This window comes from Mesorhizobium amorphae (assembly GCF_014843845.1).
In the GTDB taxonomy this organism is placed as follows: domain Bacteria; phylum Pseudomonadota; class Alphaproteobacteria; order Rhizobiales; family Rhizobiaceae; genus Mesorhizobium; species Mesorhizobium amorphae_A.
This window is the reverse complement of sequence record NZ_JHQS01000056.1, coordinates 54,779-75,017: the sequence shown is the minus strand read 5'-3', so window position 1 is coordinate 75,017 and position 20,239 is coordinate 54,779. Positions and strand designations below refer to the sequence as shown.

The 20,239-nt window shown below is 64.4% G+C and carries 21 protein-coding genes, 2 tRNA genes and 1 pseudogene; 13 read left to right on the top strand and 11 right to left on the bottom strand.

All coding sequences use genetic code 11. The features are described 5' to 3' along the window. The first annotated feature begins 55 nt into the window (after positions 1-55). Together DH08_RS22750 and DH08_RS22745 are read left to right on the top strand one after the other, a co-directional pair. Positions 56-232, top strand: a complete 177-nt coding sequence (locus DH08_RS22750; RefSeq protein WP_006201518.1) for a hypothetical protein — start codon at positions 56-58, stop codon at positions 230-232. Next, complete coding sequence (locus tag DH08_RS22745) at positions 229-438, top strand: hypothetical protein (protein ID WP_006201519.1); 210 nt, start codon at positions 229-231, stop codon at positions 436-438. The genes DH08_RS22750 and DH08_RS22745 overlap by 4 nt, the downstream gene beginning before the upstream one ends. 74 nt (positions 439-512) lie before the next feature. Here DH08_RS22745 and DH08_RS22740 read toward each other — a convergent pair whose 3' ends face one another. The 3 genes from DH08_RS22740 to DH08_RS22730 all read right to left on the bottom strand — a co-directional run bounded on the left by DH08_RS22740 (position 513) and on the right by DH08_RS22730 (position 4,602). After that, positions 513-1,952, bottom strand: coding sequence for an FAD-binding oxidoreductase (locus DH08_RS22740; protein ID WP_192181418.1), 1,440 nt, complete (start codon positions 1,950-1,952; stop codon positions 513-515). 91 nt (positions 1,953-2,043) lie between these two features. Then, the gene (locus DH08_RS22735) at positions 2,044-2,976 is read right to left on the bottom strand and encodes a dimethylarginine dimethylaminohydrolase family protein (protein WP_192181417.1); all 933 of its coding nucleotides are present in this window, start codon (positions 2,974-2,976) and stop codon (positions 2,044-2,046) included. Between the two features lie 21 nt (positions 2,977-2,997). Beyond that, a complete protein-coding gene (locus DH08_RS22730; protein ID WP_192181416.1) occupies positions 2,998-4,602 on the bottom strand; it encodes a zinc-binding metallopeptidase family protein in 1,605 nt (534 codons plus the stop codon). An 82-nt stretch (positions 4,603-4,684) separates the two neighbouring features. Here DH08_RS22730 and DH08_RS22725 point away from each other — a divergent pair, with 82 nt between their 5' ends. The 5 genes from DH08_RS22725 (at position 4,685) to DH08_RS22705 (ending at position 9,632) form a co-directional block, all read left to right on the top strand. Beyond that, the gene (locus DH08_RS22725; RefSeq protein ID WP_192181415.1) at positions 4,685-5,572 is read left to right on the top strand and encodes a LysR substrate-binding domain-containing protein; all 888 of its coding nucleotides are present in this window, start codon (positions 4,685-4,687) and stop codon (positions 5,570-5,572) included. 105 nt (positions 5,573-5,677) lie between these two features. Next, the gene (locus tag DH08_RS22720) at positions 5,678-6,769 is read left to right on the top strand and encodes an ABC transporter ATP-binding protein (protein ID WP_192181414.1); all 1,092 of its coding nucleotides are present in this window, start codon (positions 5,678-5,680) and stop codon (positions 6,767-6,769) included. Between the two features lie 83 nt (positions 6,770-6,852). Beyond that, entirely contained in the window at positions 6,853-7,965 is a 1,113-nt protein-coding gene (locus tag DH08_RS22715) for an ABC transporter substrate-binding protein (RefSeq protein ID WP_192181413.1), read from the top strand. 24 nt (positions 7,966-7,989) lie between these two features. Then, entirely contained in the window at positions 7,990-8,823 is an 834-nt protein-coding gene (locus tag DH08_RS22710) for an ABC transporter permease (protein ID WP_192181412.1), read from the top strand. Positions 8,824-8,825: 2 nt separating this feature from the next. Then, positions 8,826-9,632 (top strand): ABC transporter permease, encoded by an 807-nt coding sequence (locus tag DH08_RS22705; protein WP_192181411.1) that lies wholly within the window; start codon positions 8,826-8,828, stop codon positions 9,630-9,632. A 116-nt stretch (positions 9,633-9,748) separates the two neighbouring features. Here DH08_RS22705 and DH08_RS22700 read toward each other — a convergent pair. Beyond that, positions 9,749-10,502: pseudogene (locus tag DH08_RS22700) on the bottom strand (2-keto-4-pentenoate hydratase). A 407-nt stretch (positions 10,503-10,909) separates the two neighbouring features. Beyond that, positions 10,910-11,269, bottom strand: coding sequence for an ArsR/SmtB family transcription factor (locus DH08_RS22695; protein ID WP_006201529.1), 360 nt, complete (start codon positions 11,267-11,269; stop codon positions 10,910-10,912). Between the two features lie 433 nt (positions 11,270-11,702). Between DH08_RS22695 and DH08_RS22690 the strand changes: the two genes are divergently transcribed. Then, on the top strand, positions 11,703-11,948 hold the full coding sequence (locus tag DH08_RS22690) for a DUF982 domain-containing protein (RefSeq protein WP_192181410.1): 246 nt from the start codon (positions 11,703-11,705) through the stop codon (positions 11,946-11,948). A gap of 300 nt (positions 11,949-12,248) precedes the next feature. After that, positions 12,249-12,524 carry a PilZ domain-containing protein gene (locus tag DH08_RS36550; protein WP_246800961.1) on the top strand — a complete coding sequence of 92 codons (276 nt, stop codon included), beginning with the start codon at positions 12,249-12,251 and terminating at the stop codon, positions 12,522-12,524. Positions 12,525-12,853: 329 nt separating this feature from the next. Here the strand turns inward: DH08_RS36550 and DH08_RS22685 are convergent. Both DH08_RS22685 and DH08_RS22680 read right to left on the bottom strand, forming a co-directional pair. Further along, positions 12,854-12,930 (bottom strand) — tRNA-Arg (locus DH08_RS22685). 55 nt (positions 12,931-12,985) lie between these two features. Then, positions 12,986-13,291 (bottom strand): ETC complex I subunit, encoded by a 306-nt coding sequence (locus tag DH08_RS22680; RefSeq protein ID WP_006201534.1) that lies wholly within the window; start codon positions 13,289-13,291, stop codon positions 12,986-12,988. Positions 13,292-13,616: 325 nt separating this feature from the next. Between DH08_RS22680 and DH08_RS22675 the strand changes: the two genes are divergently transcribed. The 3 genes from DH08_RS22675 to DH08_RS22665 all read left to right on the top strand — a co-directional run bounded on the left by DH08_RS22675 (position 13,617) and on the right by DH08_RS22665 (position 15,399). Beyond that, positions 13,617-14,783, top strand: a complete 1,167-nt coding sequence (locus tag DH08_RS22675) for a flavin-containing monooxygenase (protein ID WP_192181629.1) — start codon at positions 13,617-13,619, stop codon at positions 14,781-14,783. A gap of 110 nt (positions 14,784-14,893) precedes the next feature. Beyond that, positions 14,894-14,970: transfer RNA gene (locus DH08_RS22670), tRNA-Pro, on the top strand. A 231-nt stretch (positions 14,971-15,201) separates the two neighbouring features. Continuing rightward, entirely contained in the window at positions 15,202-15,399 is a 198-nt protein-coding gene (locus tag DH08_RS22665; protein ID WP_192181409.1) for a hypothetical protein, read from the top strand. Between the two features lie 123 nt (positions 15,400-15,522). Here DH08_RS22665 and DH08_RS22660 read toward each other — a convergent pair whose 3' ends face one another. Continuing rightward, entirely contained in the window at positions 15,523-16,347 is an 825-nt protein-coding gene (locus DH08_RS22660) for an alpha/beta fold hydrolase (protein WP_192181408.1), read from the bottom strand. Positions 16,348-16,465: 118 nt separating this feature from the next. On the opposite strand from DH08_RS22660, the gene DH08_RS22655 reads away from it, so the two are divergent. After that, positions 16,466-17,476, top strand: a complete 1,011-nt coding sequence (locus DH08_RS22655) for a GlxA family transcriptional regulator (RefSeq protein WP_192181407.1) — start codon at positions 16,466-16,468, stop codon at positions 17,474-17,476. Positions 17,477-17,754: 278 nt separating this feature from the next. On the opposite strand, the gene hdaA is transcribed toward DH08_RS22655, so the two are convergent. Genes hdaA through DH08_RS22640 form a run of 3 tightly spaced genes read right to left on the bottom strand, consistent with a single transcriptional unit; the run spans position 17,755 to position 20,190 of the window. Next, on the bottom strand, positions 17,755-18,459 hold the full coding sequence (gene hdaA / locus DH08_RS22650; RefSeq protein WP_192181406.1) for a DnaA regulatory inactivator HdaA: 705 nt from the start codon (positions 18,457-18,459) through the stop codon (positions 17,755-17,757). Continuing rightward, positions 18,459-19,661 (bottom strand): AI-2E family transporter, encoded by a 1,203-nt coding sequence (locus DH08_RS22645; protein ID WP_192181405.1) that lies wholly within the window; start codon positions 19,659-19,661, stop codon positions 18,459-18,461. Before DH08_RS22645 ends, hdaA begins: the two co-directional genes overlap by 1 nt. Beyond that, positions 19,633-20,190, bottom strand: coding sequence for a CDP-alcohol phosphatidyltransferase family protein (locus DH08_RS22640; RefSeq protein WP_192181404.1), 558 nt, complete (start codon positions 20,188-20,190; stop codon positions 19,633-19,635). The genes DH08_RS22645 and DH08_RS22640 overlap by 29 nt, the downstream gene beginning before the upstream one ends. Between the last annotated feature and the right edge of the window lie 49 nt (positions 20,191-20,239).

Genomic DNA, 20,239 nt, shown 5'->3' with positions numbered 1-20,239 from the left:
CATTTTTGTTCCCTTTTTGTTCACTGTCGGCACCAGGTTCAAGGAGGTGTTTGACATGGACCAGATCGTGACACTGGATAGCCGCCAGGAGGCGGCATTGCAGGCAACCGCCGAAAATTTCATCGCGCACTACAAGGGCGATGCGGTGAAAGCCCTGAAGGAAATGATCGTGCTCAACGGACATTTGCAGCAGCGCCTCGATGCGCTCTCGGCGCCGAGGCGGCCGCAATGAGCATCCTGCATCTCGACCCCGACGCCGAGGCGGAGCTTCACGCCGAGGCGGAAAAGCTGATCGCCCGCTACGCCAGCCCACTCGAAACGGTGAAGGCGCTGATGGCCTATAATTGCGAGCTGGAGACGCAGATCGTCGCGCTTGCCCACCGCCACCCCGAACTGGTGACGCTGAGCTATGACGACACGCCGCCGGTCCTGGGCTGACGGCCGCGCCGCCACCGTGCAATCCATTGGCGGGACGGCGCGGCTGCCCGCGCCGTCCCGGACGGATGCCGGTCTCAGGCGGCGCGCAGACCTTCCTTCGGACGCAGGTTCTGGTTCATGCGGAACAGGTTCTGCGGGTCGTAGCGCTGCTTGATCTCCAGCAGCCGGCGATAGTTGTCGCCATAGGCCGCTTCGACCCGGTCGATCTCGTCCTCCGGCATGAAGTTCACATAGGCCGTGCCGGCGGCATAGGGCCGTGCAGCTTCATAAATGCCGCGGGCCCAGTCGATGCAGGCCTTGTCCATTGCCGGCTCGCGCCAGCGGGCGTGGACGTTCATGACGAAATGCGAGCTGCGCTGCGGGAACGCCGTTTCATCTGCCCTGACGCGGCCCGCCGCCCCGCCGACATGGCCGAAGAATATTTCGCATTCGGGACCCGGAAGCTGGGATACAGCCGCCGTGGTGACCTCGATCGCACTGTCGGAAAGCTCCGTGAAGTCATGGCTCTTCCAGTAGTTGCGGGCGCCGGGCGCAAGCAGCGGGTCGAAGGCCTGCTGCCAGCCGGTGAACGGATTGGGGCCGACGACGTCGGCGATCGGCGTACCGATGGCGCGAAGCGTCTGCGTCGCCTTTTCGCCGGTCTGGATGTCGCCGCAATAGCACATGGCCAGCACCAGCACCTCCTTGCCGTGCCATTCCTCCGGCAGGAAGGGCAGCGGCGGGGCCTGCCGCATGACCACCCAGCAGGTCAGTTCGTCGGGCGCGGTTTCCAGCGCCTTGCGATATTCGCGCAGCACCTTGTCGGCATCGGCGAACGGATGGACGACAAGCCCCGACAGCACTTGCGGCCCGAACTGGTGGAGTTGGAACTCGAACGCCGTGACGACGCCGAAATTGCCGCCACCGCCGCGCAGCGCCCAGAACAGGTCGGGATTTTCGTTGTGGCTGGCGCGCAGCAGCTTGCCGTCGGCGGTGACCACGTCAGCGGAGACGAGATTGTCGATGGTCAGCCCGAATTTGCGGGTGATCCAGCCAAAGCCGCCGCCCAGCGTCAGGCCGGCAATGCCTGTGGTCGAGTTGATGCCGGTCGGCACCGCCAGTCCGAAGGCCTGTGTTTCGCGGTCGACATCGGCAAGCGTGGCGCCGGGTCCGACCCAGGCCCGCCGCGCCGCGACATCGACCCGCACCGACTTCATCATGGACAGATCGATCATCAGGCCGCCATCGCAGACGGCGCTGCCGGCGATGTTGTGGCCGCCGCCGCGCACGGAGACGAGAAGTCCGTTTTCCCTGGCAAAATTCACGGCGACGACGACGTCGGAGGCGCCGACGCAACAGACGATCAGGCCTGGCCGCCGGTCGACCATCGCATTCCAGATGCTGCGTGCGTCATCGTAGGCGGCGTCGCCTTCCCGCAGCACCGTGCCGCGTATCTGTGCCGAAAGTGCTTCGAGGGCCGCGGCATCGATTATCGTCTTGCCGCGTTCAAGCGTGGTGAGGCTCATGCCCGTCATGGTTTCCTCCCGTTTTTGCTGGTGAGCGCCCCTCCCTGATTTTTTAAGTGTGCTCTTATGTTAGCCGTCGCGCAAGTTATGCGAACCGCCCCTACGCCGGCTCACGCTTCAGCGCCTGCGCCATGCAGTGGATGCCGCCGCCGGTCTTGGAGATCTCGCTCATGTCGATCGCCGCCACCTCGAAGCCGCGCGCCCTGAGCTGGCCGATCAGCGTCTGGCTGGAGGTCGGCGCGATCACCCTGTCCTTGCCCAGCGACATGAAGTTGCAGCCGAGCGCCATCGTGTCCTGGAAGGGCACGTCGATGATCTCGTGGCCCTTGCCCTTCAGCCAGTCGACGATGCCGGGCTCGGTGCAGGCGAGGCAGACGGCGGTCAGCTTCTCGGCGATCGGCACCACCATCAGGTCGATATGGACGTAGTATTCGTCGATGAAGGCGATGCGGGTTTCCCAGCCTTCCTTGTCGAACCAGGCCTGCACCTGGCGGGCGCCCTCTTCCTGGGTACGGGCGCCGCCGCAGCCGATCAGCACGACGCCCTCCTCGATGACGTTGAAATCGCCGCCCTCGAAGGTGCCGGCGGTGACCATGTCGTAGATCGGGATGCCGAGCTTTTCATAGGTGCGGATGGCGGCATAGTTCTCGCCGCGCCGCCACCAATTGGCCATGGCGGTGATGAAGGCGCCATAAGGCGTCATGACGCTGGAGTCGCGCGAATAGACCTGCATCGGCAGTTCCGGCGTCGGCTCGTGCCAGTGGATGTTGACGCCGAAATGCTCATAGGCGGCGACGAGGTCCTTGTGCTGCGCCTGCGCGATCTGGACGTTGCAGGGCGCCTCGCGCAGATGCTTGCGCGACAGCGAGCTGGTCGACAGATGGCGCAGGAAATTGGGCGAGCCGAGCAGCACGTCGGTCAAGACGTCGGTCTCGTTAGCGAAGCCCCAGGCGGTTAGCGGCTTGGTGCCGCCGGCCGGGTTGCGGCGCTGCAGCGAGAACGGTTCGGCGACGATGCGGTCATGGACGGTCATGGGGTTCTCCTCGTGCTTTGATCATGCGGTTTGATTGGGTTGGCCGCTCGGTATCCACCAGTCGCGCCCGCGCGGTGTGGTGACATATTCCGGCCAGCGGAAGTTGATCGGCGGTTCGTAGTCGCAGAGCGGCGCGATCCAGTTCGTGCCGCCAATGCCACCGCCGGTGCGGGCGACGAATTCATCCATCGCCGCGTCGCGGGCGGCCTTGTCTTCGAGCAGACGAAGGGCCGATAGCGCGATCGTCTTCGCCGCACAGATGACCATCGGGTCGATGGTGGCGGGGATGCCGCCCAGCGCATTCATCACCCAGGACGGATAGGGATAGCCGGTCTCCGAGCGCAGCGCCGGGCGGGCGACATAGAAACGCGCCGTCGGCGCGTGCCACGACATGTCGGTGTAGTCATCGGAGGTCGAATTCACCTGCGAAGGCGGCAGGTCGCGGCGCAGGATGGCTTCCGCCGCCTGCGGCTCGATCAGCCGCTCCAGTTCGTCGATGAACGGCTCGTCGCTTCCCATGCGGCCGGCATTGACCTGGATCTCGCGCGCGACCGCCTTGGCGTCTTCGTCCCAGCGGGGCGGACCGACCGCCGACAGTGCCTCATAGGCAATGCCGGCCATGGCGTGGTTGGCGAGCCCCGGCCGCGACTTCGACACAAAATGCCGCTCGTAGCGGCAGCCGCTCATCGTCGCGGCGGCTTCGGCGTTGCGGTCGAGCACGGCGGTGACCTGCTCGGCCATCTCGAGCGTCGGCACGCGGATCATGTACTGGATCTCGGAGAGCCCCGCCGGCAGATTGTCGGCGGTTGCCTGCCCGGCGGTCAGGATCGCCTCGCTGATCGACCAGCCGCCCTGGTGCGGCAGCATGGAATCGCGCAGCGCCTTCGAGGCCATGTACATCATCATCAGCGCGTCGTTGGCGCCGGGCGCCCTGATCGCGGAATGCGACTGCGGGATGGGGGCCGCGCCGCCGGCCGGCCTCGCCCAGCGCTCCGGCCGGTCGCAGATGAAACGGTAGATCATCGCGTAGGCGGCACCGCAATGCGTGTCCCAGCGCGCCGTGTTGCAGAGCGGCAGCATGTAGAAAGGGTGGAAGGAGATCATGCCGGCGAGACCGTCATAATAGCCTTTCGCCGCATGGATCGGCTTCGATCCCCTCACCTTCTCGGCCGGCTCGCCGGTGAAGCGCAACGTGCCCGGAATGTCGTGCTGCTGCATCGCCGCCTTGGTGGCGAGCAAGCCGCCGAGACTGGCAATGCCCAGCCCCGAATGCGGATCGGTGTGGCCGCCGGCCTCGCGGCCGAGGCCCGGGCGCGGACGCTGCACCGTCGCCGCGTCCTGACAATTGCCGGGCACGGCATCATATTCGGCATACATGCCGATGGTCGGGCCGACGCCGTTCGTCCAATGGGCACAAAATGCGGTCGGCATGCCGCCCGAGCCTTCCTCGACAGAAAAGCCCTCGCGCTTCAGCCGATCGACATACCAGGCGGCCGACTGGTATTCGCGCCAGGCGGTCTCGCCGAAGTCGAAGATGGTGCGCGTCCACACCGACAGCAGCGGCTGGATGCCGTCGATGCAGGCAAGCGCGGTCGCTTGCGCCGAGGTCGTCACCGGTTTCTCCATCCGTCAAAGAAAGCAGTGAAGCGGCTTTCCAAAAAGTGATATGTTTTCCCGGCTCATGCAAATTCGGTTCACCTGAGGCTTCTTGAGAATACCCTCCACCCAGGCGCTGCGCGCCCTCGACAGCTTTGCCCGCCACGGCAGCGTGTGGCGCGCCGCCGACGAATTGCACTTGACCCGCAGCGCCGTCAGCCACCAGTTGCGGCTGCTCGAGCGCGACCTCGGCTTCGACCTGCTGGAGCGCATCGGCAAGGGCGTGGCGCTGACGCCGCGCGGCCAGCGCTATGCCAGCGACGTGCGCAAGGCGCTCACCGTGCTCGGCGACGCGGTGACGCGCCATGCCGGCACCGGCGTCGGCGGTTCGTTCAGCGTCTCCTGCACGCCGGGCTTCGCCTCGCTGTTCCTATGCACCCACATCGGCGAGTTCCGGCAGATGTATCCGGACGTCGCGCTGCACATCCTTACGCCGCGGCGTCTCGACGATGTCAGCAATCCGGACGCCGACGCCTTTATCGCCTTTGGCGTCGGCAACTGGCCGAACCGGGCGGCCGAGCTGCTGTGCGAGATCTCGTTCACGCCGCTGTGCAGCCCGACGCTGCTCAACAAGGTTGGCGGTTTTTCCAAGCCGGCCGACGTGCTGCGCGCCAATCTGCTCCACCTCGGCGACACGGAGGACTGGGCGCGCTGGCTGGCGCTGTCGAAGGTGGAGAACCCCGACACTGAAAGCGGCATCTTCTTTTCCGACATGAACCTGGTCTTCTCGGCAGCGATCGCCGGCCAGGGCATCGCCATGGGCGACGAACTGACCAGCCGCCGGGCGCTCAGCGAAGGCCGGCTGGTGCGCCCCTTCGACATCGCGATCAAATCGCCGCGCTCGTATTTCCTGGTTTCCGAGCACGCCAAGACGAGCCATCCGGTGCTGGTGGCGTTCGGCGGGTGGCTGAGGTCGAAGCTGTCGGAGAACCGGCTCTAAACCCACGATAGATGAATCAAATTTGCCGATCAGGCGAAAACTATTCGGTTGCGGTGAGGCCGCGCCCTGCCCTACGCTCAAGGCTGGAGTGAGGATCAAGGCAGGATGCAGCAACCCGGCCGGGCCGCAGAGATCAAGGCAATCGGGATCGGCAAGAGTTTCGGCTCGTTCCGTGCGCTGGACAATCTGACGCTCGATATCGGCCGCGGCGAGTTTCTGACGCTGCTCGGGCCCTCCGGCTCTGGCAAGACCACCTTCCTGATGATCCTGGCCGGCTTCGTGAAGCCGAGCGACGGCCGCCTCTTCAGCGACGGCGTCGACATCACCGAGCGGCCGGCCGAGCAGCGCGCCGCCGGCATGGTGTTCCAGGGCTACGCACTGTTCCCGCATATGTCGGTCGAGGCCAACATCGCCTTCCCGCTCAAGGTGCGCAAGAAATCGGCGGCCGAGATCAAGCGCCGTGTCGGCGAGATGATCGAGCGCGTCGGGCTGAAGGGCCACGAAACAAAGCTGCCGGCGCAGCTTTCCGGCGGCCAGCAGCAGCGCGTGGCGCTGGCCCGCGCGCTGGTGTTTGAGCCGGGCGTGCTTCTGCTCGACGAGCCGTTCTCGGCACTGGACAAGAGCCTGCGCGGCCAGATGCAGGCCGAGATGAAGCGGCTGCACCAGGAAACCGGCACCACCTTCGTCTTCGTCACCCACGACCAGAGCGAGGCGCTGGCGCTGTCGTCGCGTGTCGCCATCTTCAACCATGGCAAACTGCTGCAGGTCGGCGCGCCGGACGAAGTCTACGACCGGCCGGCCAACCGCTTCGTCGCCGAGTTCCTGGGCGAGATCAACATGCTGCCGCTGAAGGGCGTGCGCAGCGCCGACAACGGCGCTGTTGGGCTTTGCGAAGACCGCGCCGTCAGCCTGCGCGGCAACGCCGATGCGGTCAGCGGCAACGCCATCCTGGCGATCCGGCCCGAGCACATGTCGATCGCGCGCGAGGCGACGGTGGGCGAGAACGGCATTGCCGCCACGGCAATAGCCTCCACCTATCTGGGTGCGGCGACCAGGCTCGACCTGACGACGCGCCAGGGCGCCAGGGTGACGGTCTCGGTGCCGAACGAGGTTGCGGCGGCCGCACTCAGCAAGGGCAATTCCGTCTGGCTGACCTGGCCGGCGGAAAAAGGTTTCCTGCTTCCGGATGGAGGATGACGACCAAGGCGACGAATCCTCGAGCGATGATTCCGGGATTTGCGCCAACTACCGAAACGACCAACGAAAAAAGGGGAACTAACATGAACGATACCAAGAGAAATGCGATCGAATCCCTCTCCGCCAGGGCAAGGAGCGGCGAGATCTCGCGCCGGCAGTTCACGCAGCTGGCGGCGCTGGTGCTGGCCGGCACGCCGATGCTGCTGCGCTCGACCGGCGCCTTCGCGCAAGCCAAGGAATTGGTGCTGGTGAACTGGGGCGGCGACGCCATCACCGCTTATGACGCCGCCTACGGCCAGGCCTTCACAAAGGAGACCGGCATCGCCGTCAAGATGGACGGCTCGGGCCCGACCGAAGGCGCGATTGCCGCGCAGTTCAAGAGCGGCGCGCCGACCTGGGATCTGGTCGACGTCGACCCGTTCTCGGCCATCACGCTCGGCGCCCAGGGCGCTCTCGAGCCGATCGACTATGCCATCGTCGACAAGAAGAAGATGCGCGAGGGTTTTGGTTGGGAATACGCCGCCTCGACCTATTTCTTCTCCTATGTGATCGCCTATGATTCCGAGAAGTACGGCAGCAACGCGCCGACCGGCATGGCCGATTTCTTCGACGTGCAGAAATTCCCCGGCAAGCGCTCGCTCTACAAATGGGGCGTGTCGAGCTGGGAAGCCGCACTGCTGGCCGACGGCATCGCGCCGGCCTCGCTCTACCCGCTCGACTTGAAGCGCGCGCATGACAAGATCGCCGCCTTCAAGGAGAACGTCGTCGCCTATTGGGGCGGCGGCGCCGAGAGCCAGAGCGTGCTGCTCAACGGCGAAGCCTCGATGGCCATCGTCTGGTCGACACGCGCCTCGCTGATCGAGCAGGACTCGGGCGGCAAGATCAAGTTCATCTGGGACCAGGGCCTGATCTCGCCCGGCGCGCTCGCCGTGCTCAAGGGCAATCCCGGCGGCAAGGAAGCGGCGATGAAGTTCATCGCCAGCGCGCAGGATCCGGCAAAGCAGCTCGTCATGTTCGACAAGCTCGGACAGGGCCCGGCCAATCCGGCCGCCGACGCACTGATCCCGGCCGACAAGAAGCGCATCAATCCCGTCGACCCCGAGAACATGAAGAAGCAGATCGCGCTCGACATGGACTGGTACGCCAAGAACTACGGGCCGGCGCTCGACGAATACACCAAGATCATCTCGGCCTGACCGGGCCGGGATCATCGGATCGACATGAGAGGCATCCTCTCCGACAGGATGGGCGCGGCGCTGTTGATGGCGCCGCTGCTCCTGTTTCTTGTGCTGGCCTACGCCTGGCCGTTCCTTGGCGTGGTCAAATGGAGCGTCACGCTGCCGACGCCGGGGCTCGGGCAGTATGGCGCTCTGGCCACCGACCCGCTGGTCCAGTCGGTGTTCATCCGCACGCTGCGCATCGCCCTGATCGTCACTTTGGTGTCGGTGGCGGCGGCCTATGCCATCACCGTCGTCTGGGTGCGCGGCAGCCCAGTGCAGCGCGTCGTCGCCGAGTTCTGCATTCTCGTTCCCTTCTGGATCTCGGTGCTGACGCGCGCCTTCGGCTGGGTGGCGCTGCTTTCCAATCGCGGCCTGATCAATACGTGGCTGCAATCGATCGGTTTCATCACCGAGCCGCTGGCGCTGGTGCGCAATGAATTCGGCGTCATCGTCGGCATGACGCATTTCCTCATTCCCTTCGCGGTGTTTCCGCTGGCGTCTGCCATGCGCAGCCTAGACGACCGCGTGCTTTTGGCGGCACGCGGTCTCGGCTCCAGCCGCATGCGCACCTTCTGGTCGGTGTTCGTACCGATGACGCGCTCCGGCATCATCGGCTCGGCGCTGATCGTCTTCGTCTTCTCGCTGGGCTTCTTCGTCACGCCGGCGATCCTCGGCGGCGGCCGCAGCGTGATGATCGCCGAGCTGATCTACCTGCGCATCTTCCAGAGCCCTGACTGGGGCCTGGGCGCGGCGATAAGCGTCGTGCTGGTGCTGTTCGTCGGCGCGCTGATGGCGCTGTTGTTCCGCTACGTCAGACCGAAACAGCTGGTATAGCCATGCCGACCTATCGCCCCGGACCCGTCTCGCTGATCCTCGCCGTCCTGGTGGCGCTGTTCCTGCTGTTGCCGCTGCTGGCCGTCATTCCGGTGTCGCTGACGCCGAGCCGCATGCTGGCGATGCCGACGGGCGAATTGTCGCTGCGCCACTACCGGGCGCTGATCGAGGATCCGCGCTGGATCGACGCCATCCTGCTCTCGATCCGCATCGGCATCGTCAGCAGCGCCATCTCGACGGTGCTGGCGCTCTGCTTCAGCCTCGGCGTATGGATGTTCCAGCCGCGCTTCACCGCCGCACTTGTCGGCTTCGTTCTGCTGCCGATGGTGGTGCCGCCGGTGGTTTCGGCGATCACGCTCTACTTCCTGCTCACCTCCATCTCAGGCTTCAGCTCGTTCTTCGGCTACGACACCTGGCTCGGCGTTGCCATGGCGCATTCGGTGATGACGGTGCCCTTCGCCACCGTGCTGATCCTGGTCTCGCTCAGCCAGCTCGACCGGCGCATCGACCTTGCCGCGCGTGGCCTTGGCGCCAGCGTGTGGGAGCGCGCCACGCGCATCATCATGCCCAACATCAAGTTCGGCATCGTCACCGCCGCGCTGCTCTCCTTCGTGCTGTCCTGGGAAGAGATCGGGGTCACCCTGTTCATCACGTCGGTCAACGCGATTACGCTGCCACGGCTGATGTGGATGGGCCTGCGCGACAACATCGACCCGGCGATCGCAGCACTCTCGGTGATCCTGATCATCATCACCGTGCTGGTGCTGGCGGTGCGAAGCGTCGTGGCCAGGCAACGCGGCGGGCATTAGTCCTGGAACTGCTCCAAAGCGCGTCGCATCCAAACGGATTCATGCGACGCGCTTTAGGTTCTTGTCTTATGCATGTCGTTGTCGCAAAACCGCTGCGCACTTTTGCGCGACATGCATTAGACGAACCTGACCGACACGCGACCAAACCTGCCCAAATCGCCGGTGACCTCGTCACCGGCTCACCACTTGTCCCGGCTGGAGCGCTATACCCAGGCCCGACAGTTCATTGACGATCCATGCAAGCGCGATACGAGGGTCGCCCAACACCGCTGCCCCCGTTCCATGGTGCTCAGACTTTCCGGAAACGAAAGCGACCACCGGGTGCTGCGCGAGATCCGCGTCGCGCCAGTCGTCTTCTACAGCCTCGCCGATAACAAACAGATTGGCACAGGCGTTGTCCGCTATCAGTTGCGACGCCCCGACTGCGCAAAAATCCTCATATCGAGAATCCGGAATTTCGATCGTCGGGTGCACGGTCGCGACGGCATCCATCACTTCAGCGATTTCGTAGGGTGCCGAACGAGGCGGCAGCTGGCGGCCAAACCGAAAAGCGAATTCGATCTCGGCCACGCGCATCCTGCTTGTCGCCAGGGAAACAGCCCCGCCGACCTCAACCGCTTTTTCGGCGAGGAGACGCCCGGCCATCGGGCCGTCGACGTTGATGTGCCTTTGTCCAGCCAGACTGGTTGCGGCGATCTTCCATCCGAAAAGTGGCGCCGCCGAACGATCTATCACATGCGACTGGATGGCATAACCTTCGATCCGCGTTTGTGGCCGCAATTCCTCGGGTATGGCGTCGAGACGGGTGCCCTTGTCCCAATGGCGTACCAGCAACTGCGATGCAGCCCTGGCCTTTTCTGGATCGAACATCGTCGGCTCCCGAAATCGAGGAAGAGCTGCGCGTCGCTTCGTGGATCAGGAGCCCGGCAAGAGCCGTTCCGCTATGTGGGCCTGCCCTCGGCAGGATAGGTGAGCAGGAATCGAGAGTCTACATTGCCCGAACAGGTCCGGCGGGCACTGTCGATCCGACGGGCTTCAGGGTCAGTTCGTTCTTCAGCCATGGCACCCGGCACGATGTGGCCATGGTGTGTCACGCGACAGCATCGACCCGGCGACCGCCGCGCTGTCGATGATCCCGATCATCTGCGCAGTGCCGACAACACCTCGACAGCGGTGGCGTTCCCGACCCAACGCCGTCCGCCTTGACCACCAGCTACGGGCCTTAAGGCCGCGTCGCCGGACACAGGCTGTGCCCGGCGGATACCGGCGTCCCGCCCTCAGGCTGCCTGCGGCCGGCGCTGCCTTTCGGTAACGTACTGCTGATGGCGGCCTGCGAGCGGCCTCTCCTTTGCCAGCAAGCCGTCCAGCAAAGCGAGCAGTTCGCGCGCGGCGGCCGACTTGCAGGAATAGTAGACCATCTGCCGGTCGCGGCGGGTTTCGACGATGCCGAACCTCCGCAACTTGGCAAGATGCTGCGAGAGCGCGGACTGGCTGAGCTCGACTTTATCGGCGAGAACGCCGACCGACAATTCGCCCTCGGCCAGATAGTTCATAATCAAAAGCCGCTTGCCGTTGCCCATTACGGACAGGAAGGCGGCCGCTGTTTCGGCGTTGGAAGTAAGTTGCTTCGAGACCATTTATTTCCCCATATGCCTTGCTCTTCCGACGGCCATGGGGGCAATGGCATCAGACATCCAGAGCATTGCCTGAGCTAACCATCCCATTTTACGGGACGGGGCTCTGCTTCTCGTTTGACCATGATCCTTCTCGAAACAGGTTGCCACCATTCGGGATCATTGCCGGGACAGCATGCGCGATTTTTTCCGTTACGCAAGCCGGCGCAGATTCGATCTTTTTGAATCTGCGCCGCCAACAAGTACCAGCGCCGCGCTCTTTCAGCAAGAATATAACGAGTTCTTCGAGCCGCATTTACAGTGCGCCGCATGTTTCGCGACAGCCACAAGGGAGAAATCAGCGGCAACGGGCAGTTCACGGCCAGTTGAGACGCGGCGATGAAACCTAGTGCCGCATGGTGCGTTTTGTTGGATCATAACAGCAAGGGTTTTACCCATGACCCAGGGATGGTTTTCGAGGCCGGTTGCGGTTTCGGTGGGCATCGCGGGCTCGATCCGGCACATTTCCAATGCACAGCAGGCAGTCGAATTGCTGACAGGCCAATGGCGTGACGCCGGGAGTGCGCAACACGGCTCGGCGCTGCGCGCCTGCCGCCGTGCCATGAGTGGTGATCTTCCTGCCGATGCGGCCATGGATGCGTTTGTCGGCGCAGCCCGTGAGGCGCATGTGCTGGTCGAGTAGGCCGAGTAACCCGCCTGCCGCGTTCAGCGCCGTCGCACGCTGTCGTTGGTTCTGCCTGCCGACCAGAACGGCGGCCAGGGCCGGAAGGTTTCCGCAAACGTTTTAGCGACCGCTAACGGAATGGAAACAGCTCTACGATATTAATTGAAATTCAAGTTGCATGAGGTCCGATGCGTGAGCATGCCTGCCACGGTCCGAGCGGCCGCGTGAAGCATCTTCGAGGCGAGGAAGACTAGGGCTGGAAGACTTAGAGCTGGAAGACTTGGGGCTGCAGGATTTCCGGGAGAAGTGAGGTATCGAATGGACCCGTCCGAACCCCGCAAAGAGCGGCGCCTTCATGCACGAGAGATTGTGCTGAAGGAAGCGACCATCACAACGGAGGACGCCGAAATAGGCTGCTCCGTTAGAAATCAGCACGAAAATGGAGCTGAATTGCGCGTCGCTGCCGGCGTGAAAATACCGGATCGCTTTGTGCTTCACATACAAGCTGACGGCGCCACCTATCGCGCCGTCGTCCGGTGGAGGAGAAGCGAGCGACTTGGGGTGCAGCTCTATGGTGGCTCTCCGGACGTTTGACCCATCACGCGCCTCTGCTGCCTCACCGGCCAAAGCGGGCCGATAACGGTCGCGGAACCAAGCGAGTCGGGGCGCGTTCCCTCCTGCAAGCTAAGGAGGACATCATGCTACGAGGAGCGCTACTTTGGCTCATCGGGATTCCGATACCGGTCATCATCATCCTGTGGCTTCTGGGCTATCTGCATTGAGGGGTGTTGAGACTCAGATGATCGGCCTGACCTGGATCTCAACACACCTTGGCCAGGTGAACTTTCCAGCCAACCGCTTCCAGTTCTGCGCCGGCCGAGTTGAAACACGCTCGCCGCACAAACGCTAAGTCATTGAAATATTGGCGATCCCGACAGGATTCGAACCTGTGACCATCGGCTTAGAAGGCCGGTGCTCTATCCAGCTGAGCTACGGGACCGCTGGCCGGCCGTGCCGGCTGATTTTCACGCCCGGGCGTTGCCCGGCAATGCCGGTCAGTGCGTCCAGGGCGTCCTGCGGTCATAGCGGAAATTCTCCGCATAGGAAATCTGCCGGCGCTTGGGTTCCTTCGGTTCCTCGACGCGGAAGGCGAGGCCTTCCTTCTCGGCATAGGCTACCGCCTCTTCCCTGGTGTCGAAGGTCAGCCTGATCTGGCTCAGCATGTCGCCCGAGGTGGTGTAGCCCATCAGCGGGTCGATCTTCTTGCGCTGCGCCGGGTCGAATTCCAGCACCCAATGTCCGGTCTTGGCCTTGCCGGATTGCATCGCGGTTTTGGCTGGGCTGAAAATGCGCGCGGACATGACCACCTCGTTGCTCCCTGGGGCGGACGCTCCAGGCACTCCTGAACCGGCGCCTGCCCTCGAAAAACCCGATTCAGGGTCTCGGGGTCGTGCACCAACCCGTCATTACTGTGCAATGGCGCCGGCGGCAAGGCCGACAGGTCCTGCAGCCGCATCGAATGACGGTTTGGCGATCACGTCGGACGACGGCTCTTCGACCCGCGGGACGACGGTTTCCAGCCGCGTCTAGACGACGGTCTTTCGACCGCGTCGAGTTGGCGCGGCGCCGCATGCGGCATATGTCGGATACACTGGCGTGGCAATCACGGTTATGACAATGACGGACATGGTGGCGGAAACCTTGCGGACCGGCGAACCGGCGATCTTCGACGGCGCGATCGTGATCGGTGGCGGCGCCGCCGGGCTCGCTGCCGCGCACGCGCTGGTCAAGGCCGGCGTGGCGGTGCAGGTGCTGGAGCGCGAGAACCGGTTGGCCGAGCCCTGGCACCGGCGGCACAAGAACCTGCATCTCAACACGCATCGCGACCTTTCCGCGCTGCCGGGTGTCACCTACCCCACCGGCACGCCCGGCTTTCCGCACCGAACTGCCGTCATCCGCCACCTCAACGAATTCGCCGAGACACACCGGCTGCCGGTCACGTTCGGCGTCGCCGTGGACGAGATCGTATCCGGCGGCGATCACTGGATCGTGCGGACCAGCACCGGCCCACGGCGCGCGCACCATGTCGTCGTGGCCACCGGGCGCGACCGCCAGCCTTTCATTCCGCAGTGGAAAGGCATGGAGGGCTTTGCCGGACGGATTGTCCATTCGGCGGATTTCGGCGCGGCCAGGGATTATGACGGCAAGACGGTACTGGTGGTCGGCGCCGGCAATTCGGGCTTCGACGCGCTCAATCACCTCGCCGGGGCGAACCCCGGTCAGATGTGGCTGTCGGCGCGCAGCGGCCCGGCACTCCTGCCCAAGCGCATCGGCCGCAAGATCGCCGTGCACCGGTTTTCGCCGCTGCTGGCGCGCCTGCCGGTGTGGCTCGCCGACGCCGTGATCGCGGCCACGCAGCGGCTCGCCCTCGGCGACCTCACCAAATTTGGCCTGCCTGCGTCGCCTTCGGGCGGCGCCAGCCGCCTGGCCGGCGACTACACAGCGATCGCCGCCGACGACGGCGCCGCCGCCGCCATCAAGGCAGGCAGGATCATCGTCGTGCCGCAGCTGCGCGAGTTCACGTCGGACGGCGTCATTCTCGACAATGGCCAGACGATCGCGCCCGACGTCGTCATTACCGCCACCGGCTACCGCACCGGGCTGGAGACGATGGTCGGCAAGCTCGGCGTGCTCGACGGCAAGGGGGTGCCGCTGTTCAACGGTTCCGACAGCGATCCGAAACTGCCCGGCCTGTGGTTCACCGGCATGCGGCCGAGCATCCGCGGCTGTTTTTCCAATGCCCGCATCCAGGGCGACGCGCTCGCCCGCAGGATCGCCCGGCAGAAGCGCTAGGCGGCGGGCGACCCCGGCGTGTTTTGCACCCGTCACGCCGCAGCCGTTTGTTGCGGTTGCGTTTTAGGGGTTGCGCGGCAAGGCCCGGAACCTTATACGCCGCAAGGCCTCGGAGTGTAGCGCAGCCTGGTAGCGCATCTGGTTTGGGACCAGAGGGTCGGGAGTTCGAATCTCTCCACTCCGACCATTTCCCTACACGAACGATACGATCCCGGCGATGACGACAGGTCCGTCGCCTCGGCTGCCATGCCTGCCGTTCGATCCCGCGCGGTTTCCTGCAACCGCCGTTGGAGCGCGATTTCAGAATGTATCGTTTTAGCACAATTCCCAATTGCTGGACTTGCGCCGGCCGTTGGTGGTTAAATTTTTGCGTCTGACCAAGGAGGGGACAGGGTCGTAGAACGGGAGGAGACAGTGCATGGAATATGAGTTCGAGAGACGCAGTCAAGCTGACGATCAACCATACGAAGTTACCTCTTTCGCCAAAAAATATGGCCTGACGATCCCAGCCGCGGACGCGGTCCTTTTTGCCAAAGGTCCGTCTCGCACGGCATGTGACGCCGCCGCACTGGCTTTCCTCTGCGCGATTGCCGCCAGAAAACAATCGGGACGCTAGCTTCCATGATTCGATAGTGAGGCGCGGCGAAGGTCTTTCTCGCCGCGCATGACCGCCAAAGCGGCCATTTGTCTCCAAAGGCGGCCGCATCGTGGCCGCCACGCCTGCATCGGCACTGCCGCGTCAGCTCCGGATGAAGGTCAGCAGGTCCGGGTTGATGATCTCCGGATGGGTGGTGCACATGCCGTGCGACAGGCCCTCATAGACCTTCAGCGTGCCGCGCTTGACCAGCTTTGCCGCAAGCAGGGCGGAATCTTCGATCGGCACGATCTGGTCGTCGCCGCCATGCATGATCAGGACGGGCACGTCGAGCTTCCTCAGATCGTCGGTGAAGTCGGTTTCCGAAAAGGCCTTGATGCAGTCGTAATGGGCCTTGGCGCCGCCCATCATGCCCTGGCGCCACCAATTGTCGATGACCCCTTGCGAAACCTTGGCGCCGTCGCGGTTGAAGCCGTAGAACGGACCCGCCGGAACATCCCGGAAGAACTGGGCCCGGTTGGCGACAAGGGCCGCGCGAAAGCCGTCGAAGACCTCTAGCGGCAGGCCGCCCGGGTTGCTCTCGGACTTGACCATGATAGGCGGCACCGCACCGATCAGCACCGCCTTGGCGACGCGGCCGCCGCCGTGGCGGGCAACGTAGCGCGCCACCTCGCCACCGCCGGTCGAATGGCCGATATGGACGGCATTGCTGAGATCGAGATGTTCGGCAAGTGCCGCAACGTCGGCGGCATAGGTGTCCATCTCGTTGCCGGTCGCGGTCTGCGAGGAGCGGCCATGGCCGCGCCGGTCATGAGCGATGACGCGAAAACCCTTGTCGAGGAAGAACAGCATCTGGTTGTCCCAGTCGTCGGAACTGAGCGGCCAGCCGTGATGGAAAACGATCGGTTGGCCCGTGCCCCAATCCTTGTAGAAGATCTCGGTGCCGTCGCTGGTGGTGAATGTACTCATCGTTCTGCTCCTGAAGTTGGTTTGTCGGGGAAGGTTTGCTCCTTCTGTGGACAAGCTAGAGAAGCTCGGCCATGGTGAGGATCGGCAAAACTGACATCGAACGAGGCAAAACTGACAGATGGCCGCTGTGCATGATCCGATCGAAATCGGGCTCGTCATCTATCCCGGCGTGCAGCAGGCGGCCGTGCTTGGGCTCACCGATCTTTTCATGCTTGCCGACCAGATGGCGCAGGCGCGCTCAACACAGGCGCCGCGACTTCGCATCAGCCACTGGCAATTGCAGGAGGACGCCGTCATCCGCAGCTTCGACAGCGAGCCGGCTGGCAATGGACCCGCAGCCGACAACGGGCCGGCCATGGCCATCCTGCCGCCGACCCTCGGCCAGCCGATCGCGCGCGAGGCGGCAGCGCCCTATGCCGAGTGGCTGAGGGCGCGCCACGCGGCGGGTGCGACGCTGGGCTCGGTCTGCGCCGGCGCCTTCGTGCTTGCCGAAACCGGCCTGCTGTCCAGCCGCGTGGCGACGACGCACTGGGCCTACAGCGAGGCGCTGGCGAAGCGTTTTCCCGATATCCTGCTCGACGCCGACAGGTTGGTCATCGACGATGGCGACATCATCACCGCCGGCGGCTACATGGCCTGGACCGATCTCGGTCTCAAGCTGGTCGACCGAGTGCTTGGTCCGGCGGTCATGATGGCGACGGCGCGCTTCATGCTGGTCGATCCGCCGGGACGCGAGCAGCGTTTCTACAGCGCCTTCGCGCCGCGGCTGAACCATGGCGACGAGGCGATCCTCAAGGTGCAGCACTGGCTGCAGGCAAGAGGCGCGCGCGATGTCACGCTCGGCTCGATGGCCGAGCAGGCCGGCCTGGAGGAACGGACCTTCCTGCGCCGCTTCCGCAACGCCACCGGCCTCAAGCCGACCGAATATTGCCAGCACCTGCGCGTCGGCAAGGCGCGCGACATGCTGCAAATGACGACGCGATCCGTCGACCAGATCGCGTGGGAAGTCGGCTATGACGACCCCGGCTCCTTCCGCAAGGTGTTCGCCAGGATAACGGGGCTGGTGCCGGGCGACTACCGCAGGCGCTTTGGCGTGGAGCGGGCGGGCCAGTCCGGCGAGGAGGGCTGAGGTATGGCAGCGACCAGGTCGGCAGGCTCGTCCCGAGCCATCCGAGGCGGGATCGATACCCCCATTCGGATGACACAAGAAGGCAAGCTCGCCGGGCGAGGACCCCAACCGCCACAACTCCCGGCGAGCCCACAACCTGATTTGGAACGCAATCAGGACCGGGGGTTAAGCCGGCAAACTGGTATTGCAAGATGGATGCCAGCAATAGCATCCCGAAATGGGACAGTGGCGATGGCCTTCTCCTCCCCCCTGAGAAGAGGAAGCCTTCCGTCAACCACCTAAATCTCGAACTCGCCCTGCCCTTGGTCCATGGCGCTGACGGTCTCGGCGGCGAGCGCGCGGGTGATCGGGGTCTTGCGTTCCAGGGCTATACGGTCGAGCCGCTCCACGACGCGCATGGCGGTCGCCAGCGAGCGCTCGATGCGCCGAACCAGATATTGCACGACATGCGGCTCGACCTCGACCTGGCGGTCGGCGAACAGCTTTGTGATGACACCGGCGAGGAGCAGATCATCGGGCTCGTGGATCTCGACCGTCGCCGCCGCCTTCAGCCGCGAGACGAGATCGGGCAGCGCCACACCCCAGGCCAGGGGAAAACGCCGCGCAGTCAACAGCAGAGTCGAGCCGGCGCCGCGCACGGCGTTGATGAGGTGGAACAGGCCGGCCTCGTCGATCCGTGCCTTGTCGACATCGTCGATCAGCGCCGGCCGTTCGCCGAGGCCGGCGATGCAGTCTTCGATGCGGTTTGCCTCGATCGCCACTGCCTTGGCCCGCGCGTGCCAAATCGAGGCCAGATGCGTCTTGCCCGAACCTGCCGGGCCGGCCAGCACCACCACCGGCGAAGGCCAATCCGGCCAGCGGTCGACAAGTGCTGCGGCCTGGCTGTTGGTGCCGGAAACGACGAGCTCGTCGCGCGAATAGCCGGTGCCGTGGCCGAGATCGAGCGGCAGCTGGCGCGGCGGGTCGGTTTTCTGGTCAGCCATCAGGCTTGGCCACGCGGTCCCTTGCGGCGGTTGGCCGGCAGCGGCGGGACAGGTTCGGTGGCATGGCCCTTGTAAAGCGGCGATTCGAGATAGCGGGCAATGGCAAAGCGCACCAGCACGGCAACGGCGGCCGAGGCCGGCACGGCGATCAGCAGGCCGACGAAGCCGAACAGCGCGCCGAAGGCAAACAGCGCAAACATCAGCCACACCGGATGCAGGCCGACGCTTTTGCCGACCAGCCGCGGCTGCAGGATGTTGCCCTCGATGAACTGGCCGACGAAGAACACGGCGGCTACCGCCACAACCATGATCCAGTCGGGCCAGAACTGAACGAAGGCAACGCCGACGGCCAGCACCAGCCCGGTCAGCGAACCGACATAGGGGATGAAGGAGATCAGCCCGGCAAACAGGCCGATCAGAATGCCGAAATTGAGCCCGGTGAGCGTCAGACCGATGGCGTACATGGCGCCCAGCACCAGGCAGAGCGTGCCCTGCCCGCGCACGAAGCCGGCGGTGGCGGTGTTGATGTCCCTGGCGATCGCCCTGACCGTCTGGACATAGTCGCGCGGCACCCAATTGTCGACGATCGCCACCATGCGGTCCCAGTCGAGCAGCATGTAGAAGGCGACCACGGGCGTGACCACGAACAGGCTGACCACCGAGACCAGCGCCACGCCCGAGCTCCAGATCGAGGTGAAGACGGTGGTCAACAGCCCAAAGCCGGAGGTTAGCAGCGAGTTCAGCCCGTCGCGCAGGCTATTGGCATTGACGCCGAATTTTTGTTCCAGCCATTTTGGGTCGTAGCTGGTGATCAGGCCCTGCAGGCGGGTCAGATATTCCGGCAGCTTGCCGGCGAAATCGGCCATCTGCGTGGCCAAGACCGGAACCAGGATGACGAAGGCCAGCACTAGGACGACGATGAAAGCAATGAGGATGACGATCGTCGCCATCAGGCGGGAGAGGCCGATGCGCTGCAGCCGGTCGGCGACCGGATCGAGGAAATAGGCAAGCACCATGCCGGCGACGAACGGCAAAAGGATGCTGGAGAAGACATAGAGGAACAGCGCCAGCAGCGCGGCGGTGGCCAGCCAGAAAAAGATCTGGCGGCGGAAGGCCAGAGACGCAGCTTCGCCGGCCATCGCGGCCTCAGCGGCCGCGTCGATGGATCGTTGATCAGGTGCCCGGTGTGGAGCCTTCGCCATTGCCGCTCATATGCCTCAGCCAGCCCACGAGATAGGCCGCGGCCGAAGCCACGGTCAAGACCCCGGACAGCAATATGAGCGCGGGCCGCAGCGGGTCGAGAAGGATGTCGAGGGCAAGTTCGCCCAGCACCACCGCCGCCAGCACGATCTGGATGGCGGTGTTGGCCTTCGACACGAAGAGCGGCTTCATCTCGACCGGATGCGCCATCACGGTCGACAACAGCACGGCGCAGATGATCAGCGCGTCGCGCGAGACCATGGTGACGACCAGCCACAGCGGCAGCTCGCCGATGAAGCCCATGACCACGAACACCGAAACCAGCAGCACCTTGTCGGCCATCGGATCGAGATAGGCGCCGAGCTCGGAATGCTGGTTGTAGCGGCGGGCGATGAAACCGTCGACGCCGTCGGAAATGCCGGCGACAAGGAAACCGGCAAAGGCCCAGCCCCAGTGCGCCTGCAACATGGCCAACACCACGGCGGGCACCAGCACGAAGCGCATGATCGTGATCATGTTGGGGATGGTCAACAGTGTACCCCGTCGCTTTTGTTTTGTTGATAGATGATGGAGATGTGGA

Bases quoted from the DNA above. Each gene is read 5' to 3' on its own strand.
- DH08_RS22750 (WP_006201518.1), top strand. From the start codon at position 56: ATGGACCAGATCGTGACACTGGATAGCCGCCAGGAGGCGGCATTGCAG.
- DH08_RS22745 (WP_006201519.1), top strand. From the start codon at position 229: ATGAGCATCCTGCATCTCGACCCCGACGCCGAGGCGGAGCTTCACGCC.
- DH08_RS22740 (WP_192181418.1), bottom strand. From the start codon at position 1,952: ATGACGGGCATGAGCCTCACCACGCTTGAACGCGGCAAGACGATAATC.
- DH08_RS22735 (WP_192181417.1), bottom strand. From the start codon at position 2,976: ATGACCGTCCATGACCGCATCGTCGCCGAACCGTTCTCGCTGCAGCGC.
- DH08_RS22730 (WP_192181416.1), bottom strand. From the start codon at position 4,602: ATGGAGAAACCGGTGACGACCTCGGCGCAAGCGACCGCGCTTGCCTGC.
- DH08_RS22720 (WP_192181414.1), top strand. From the start codon at position 5,678: ATGCAGCAACCCGGCCGGGCCGCAGAGATCAAGGCAATCGGGATCGGC.
- DH08_RS22715 (WP_192181413.1), top strand. From the start codon at position 6,853: ATGAACGATACCAAGAGAAATGCGATCGAATCCCTCTCCGCCAGGGCA.
- DH08_RS22710 (WP_192181412.1), top strand. From the start codon at position 7,990: ATGAGAGGCATCCTCTCCGACAGGATGGGCGCGGCGCTGTTGATGGCG.
- DH08_RS22705 (WP_192181411.1), top strand. From the start codon at position 8,826: ATGCCGACCTATCGCCCCGGACCCGTCTCGCTGATCCTCGCCGTCCTG.
- DH08_RS22695 (WP_006201529.1), bottom strand. From the start codon at position 11,269: ATGGTCTCGAAGCAACTTACTTCCAACGCCGAAACAGCGGCCGCCTTC.
- DH08_RS22690 (WP_192181410.1), top strand. From the start codon at position 11,703: ATGACCCAGGGATGGTTTTCGAGGCCGGTTGCGGTTTCGGTGGGCATC.
- DH08_RS36550 (WP_246800961.1), top strand. From the start codon at position 12,249: ATGGACCCGTCCGAACCCCGCAAAGAGCGGCGCCTTCATGCACGAGAG.
- DH08_RS22680 (WP_006201534.1), bottom strand. From the start codon at position 13,291: ATGTCCGCGCGCATTTTCAGCCCAGCCAAAACCGCGATGCAATCCGGC.
- DH08_RS22675 (WP_192181629.1), top strand. From the start codon at position 13,617: ATGGTGGCGGAAACCTTGCGGACCGGCGAACCGGCGATCTTCGACGGC.
- DH08_RS22665 (WP_192181409.1), top strand. From the start codon at position 15,202: ATGGAATATGAGTTCGAGAGACGCAGTCAAGCTGACGATCAACCATAC.
- DH08_RS22660 (WP_192181408.1), bottom strand. From the start codon at position 16,347: ATGAGTACATTCACCACCAGCGACGGCACCGAGATCTTCTACAAGGAT.
- DH08_RS22655 (WP_192181407.1), top strand. From the start codon at position 16,466: ATGGCCGCTGTGCATGATCCGATCGAAATCGGGCTCGTCATCTATCCC.
- hdaA (WP_192181406.1), bottom strand. From the start codon at position 18,459: ATGGCTGACCAGAAAACCGACCCGCCGCGCCAGCTGCCGCTCGATCTC.
- DH08_RS22645 (WP_192181405.1), bottom strand. From the start codon at position 19,661: ATGGCGAAGGCTCCACACCGGGCACCTGATCAACGATCCATCGACGCG.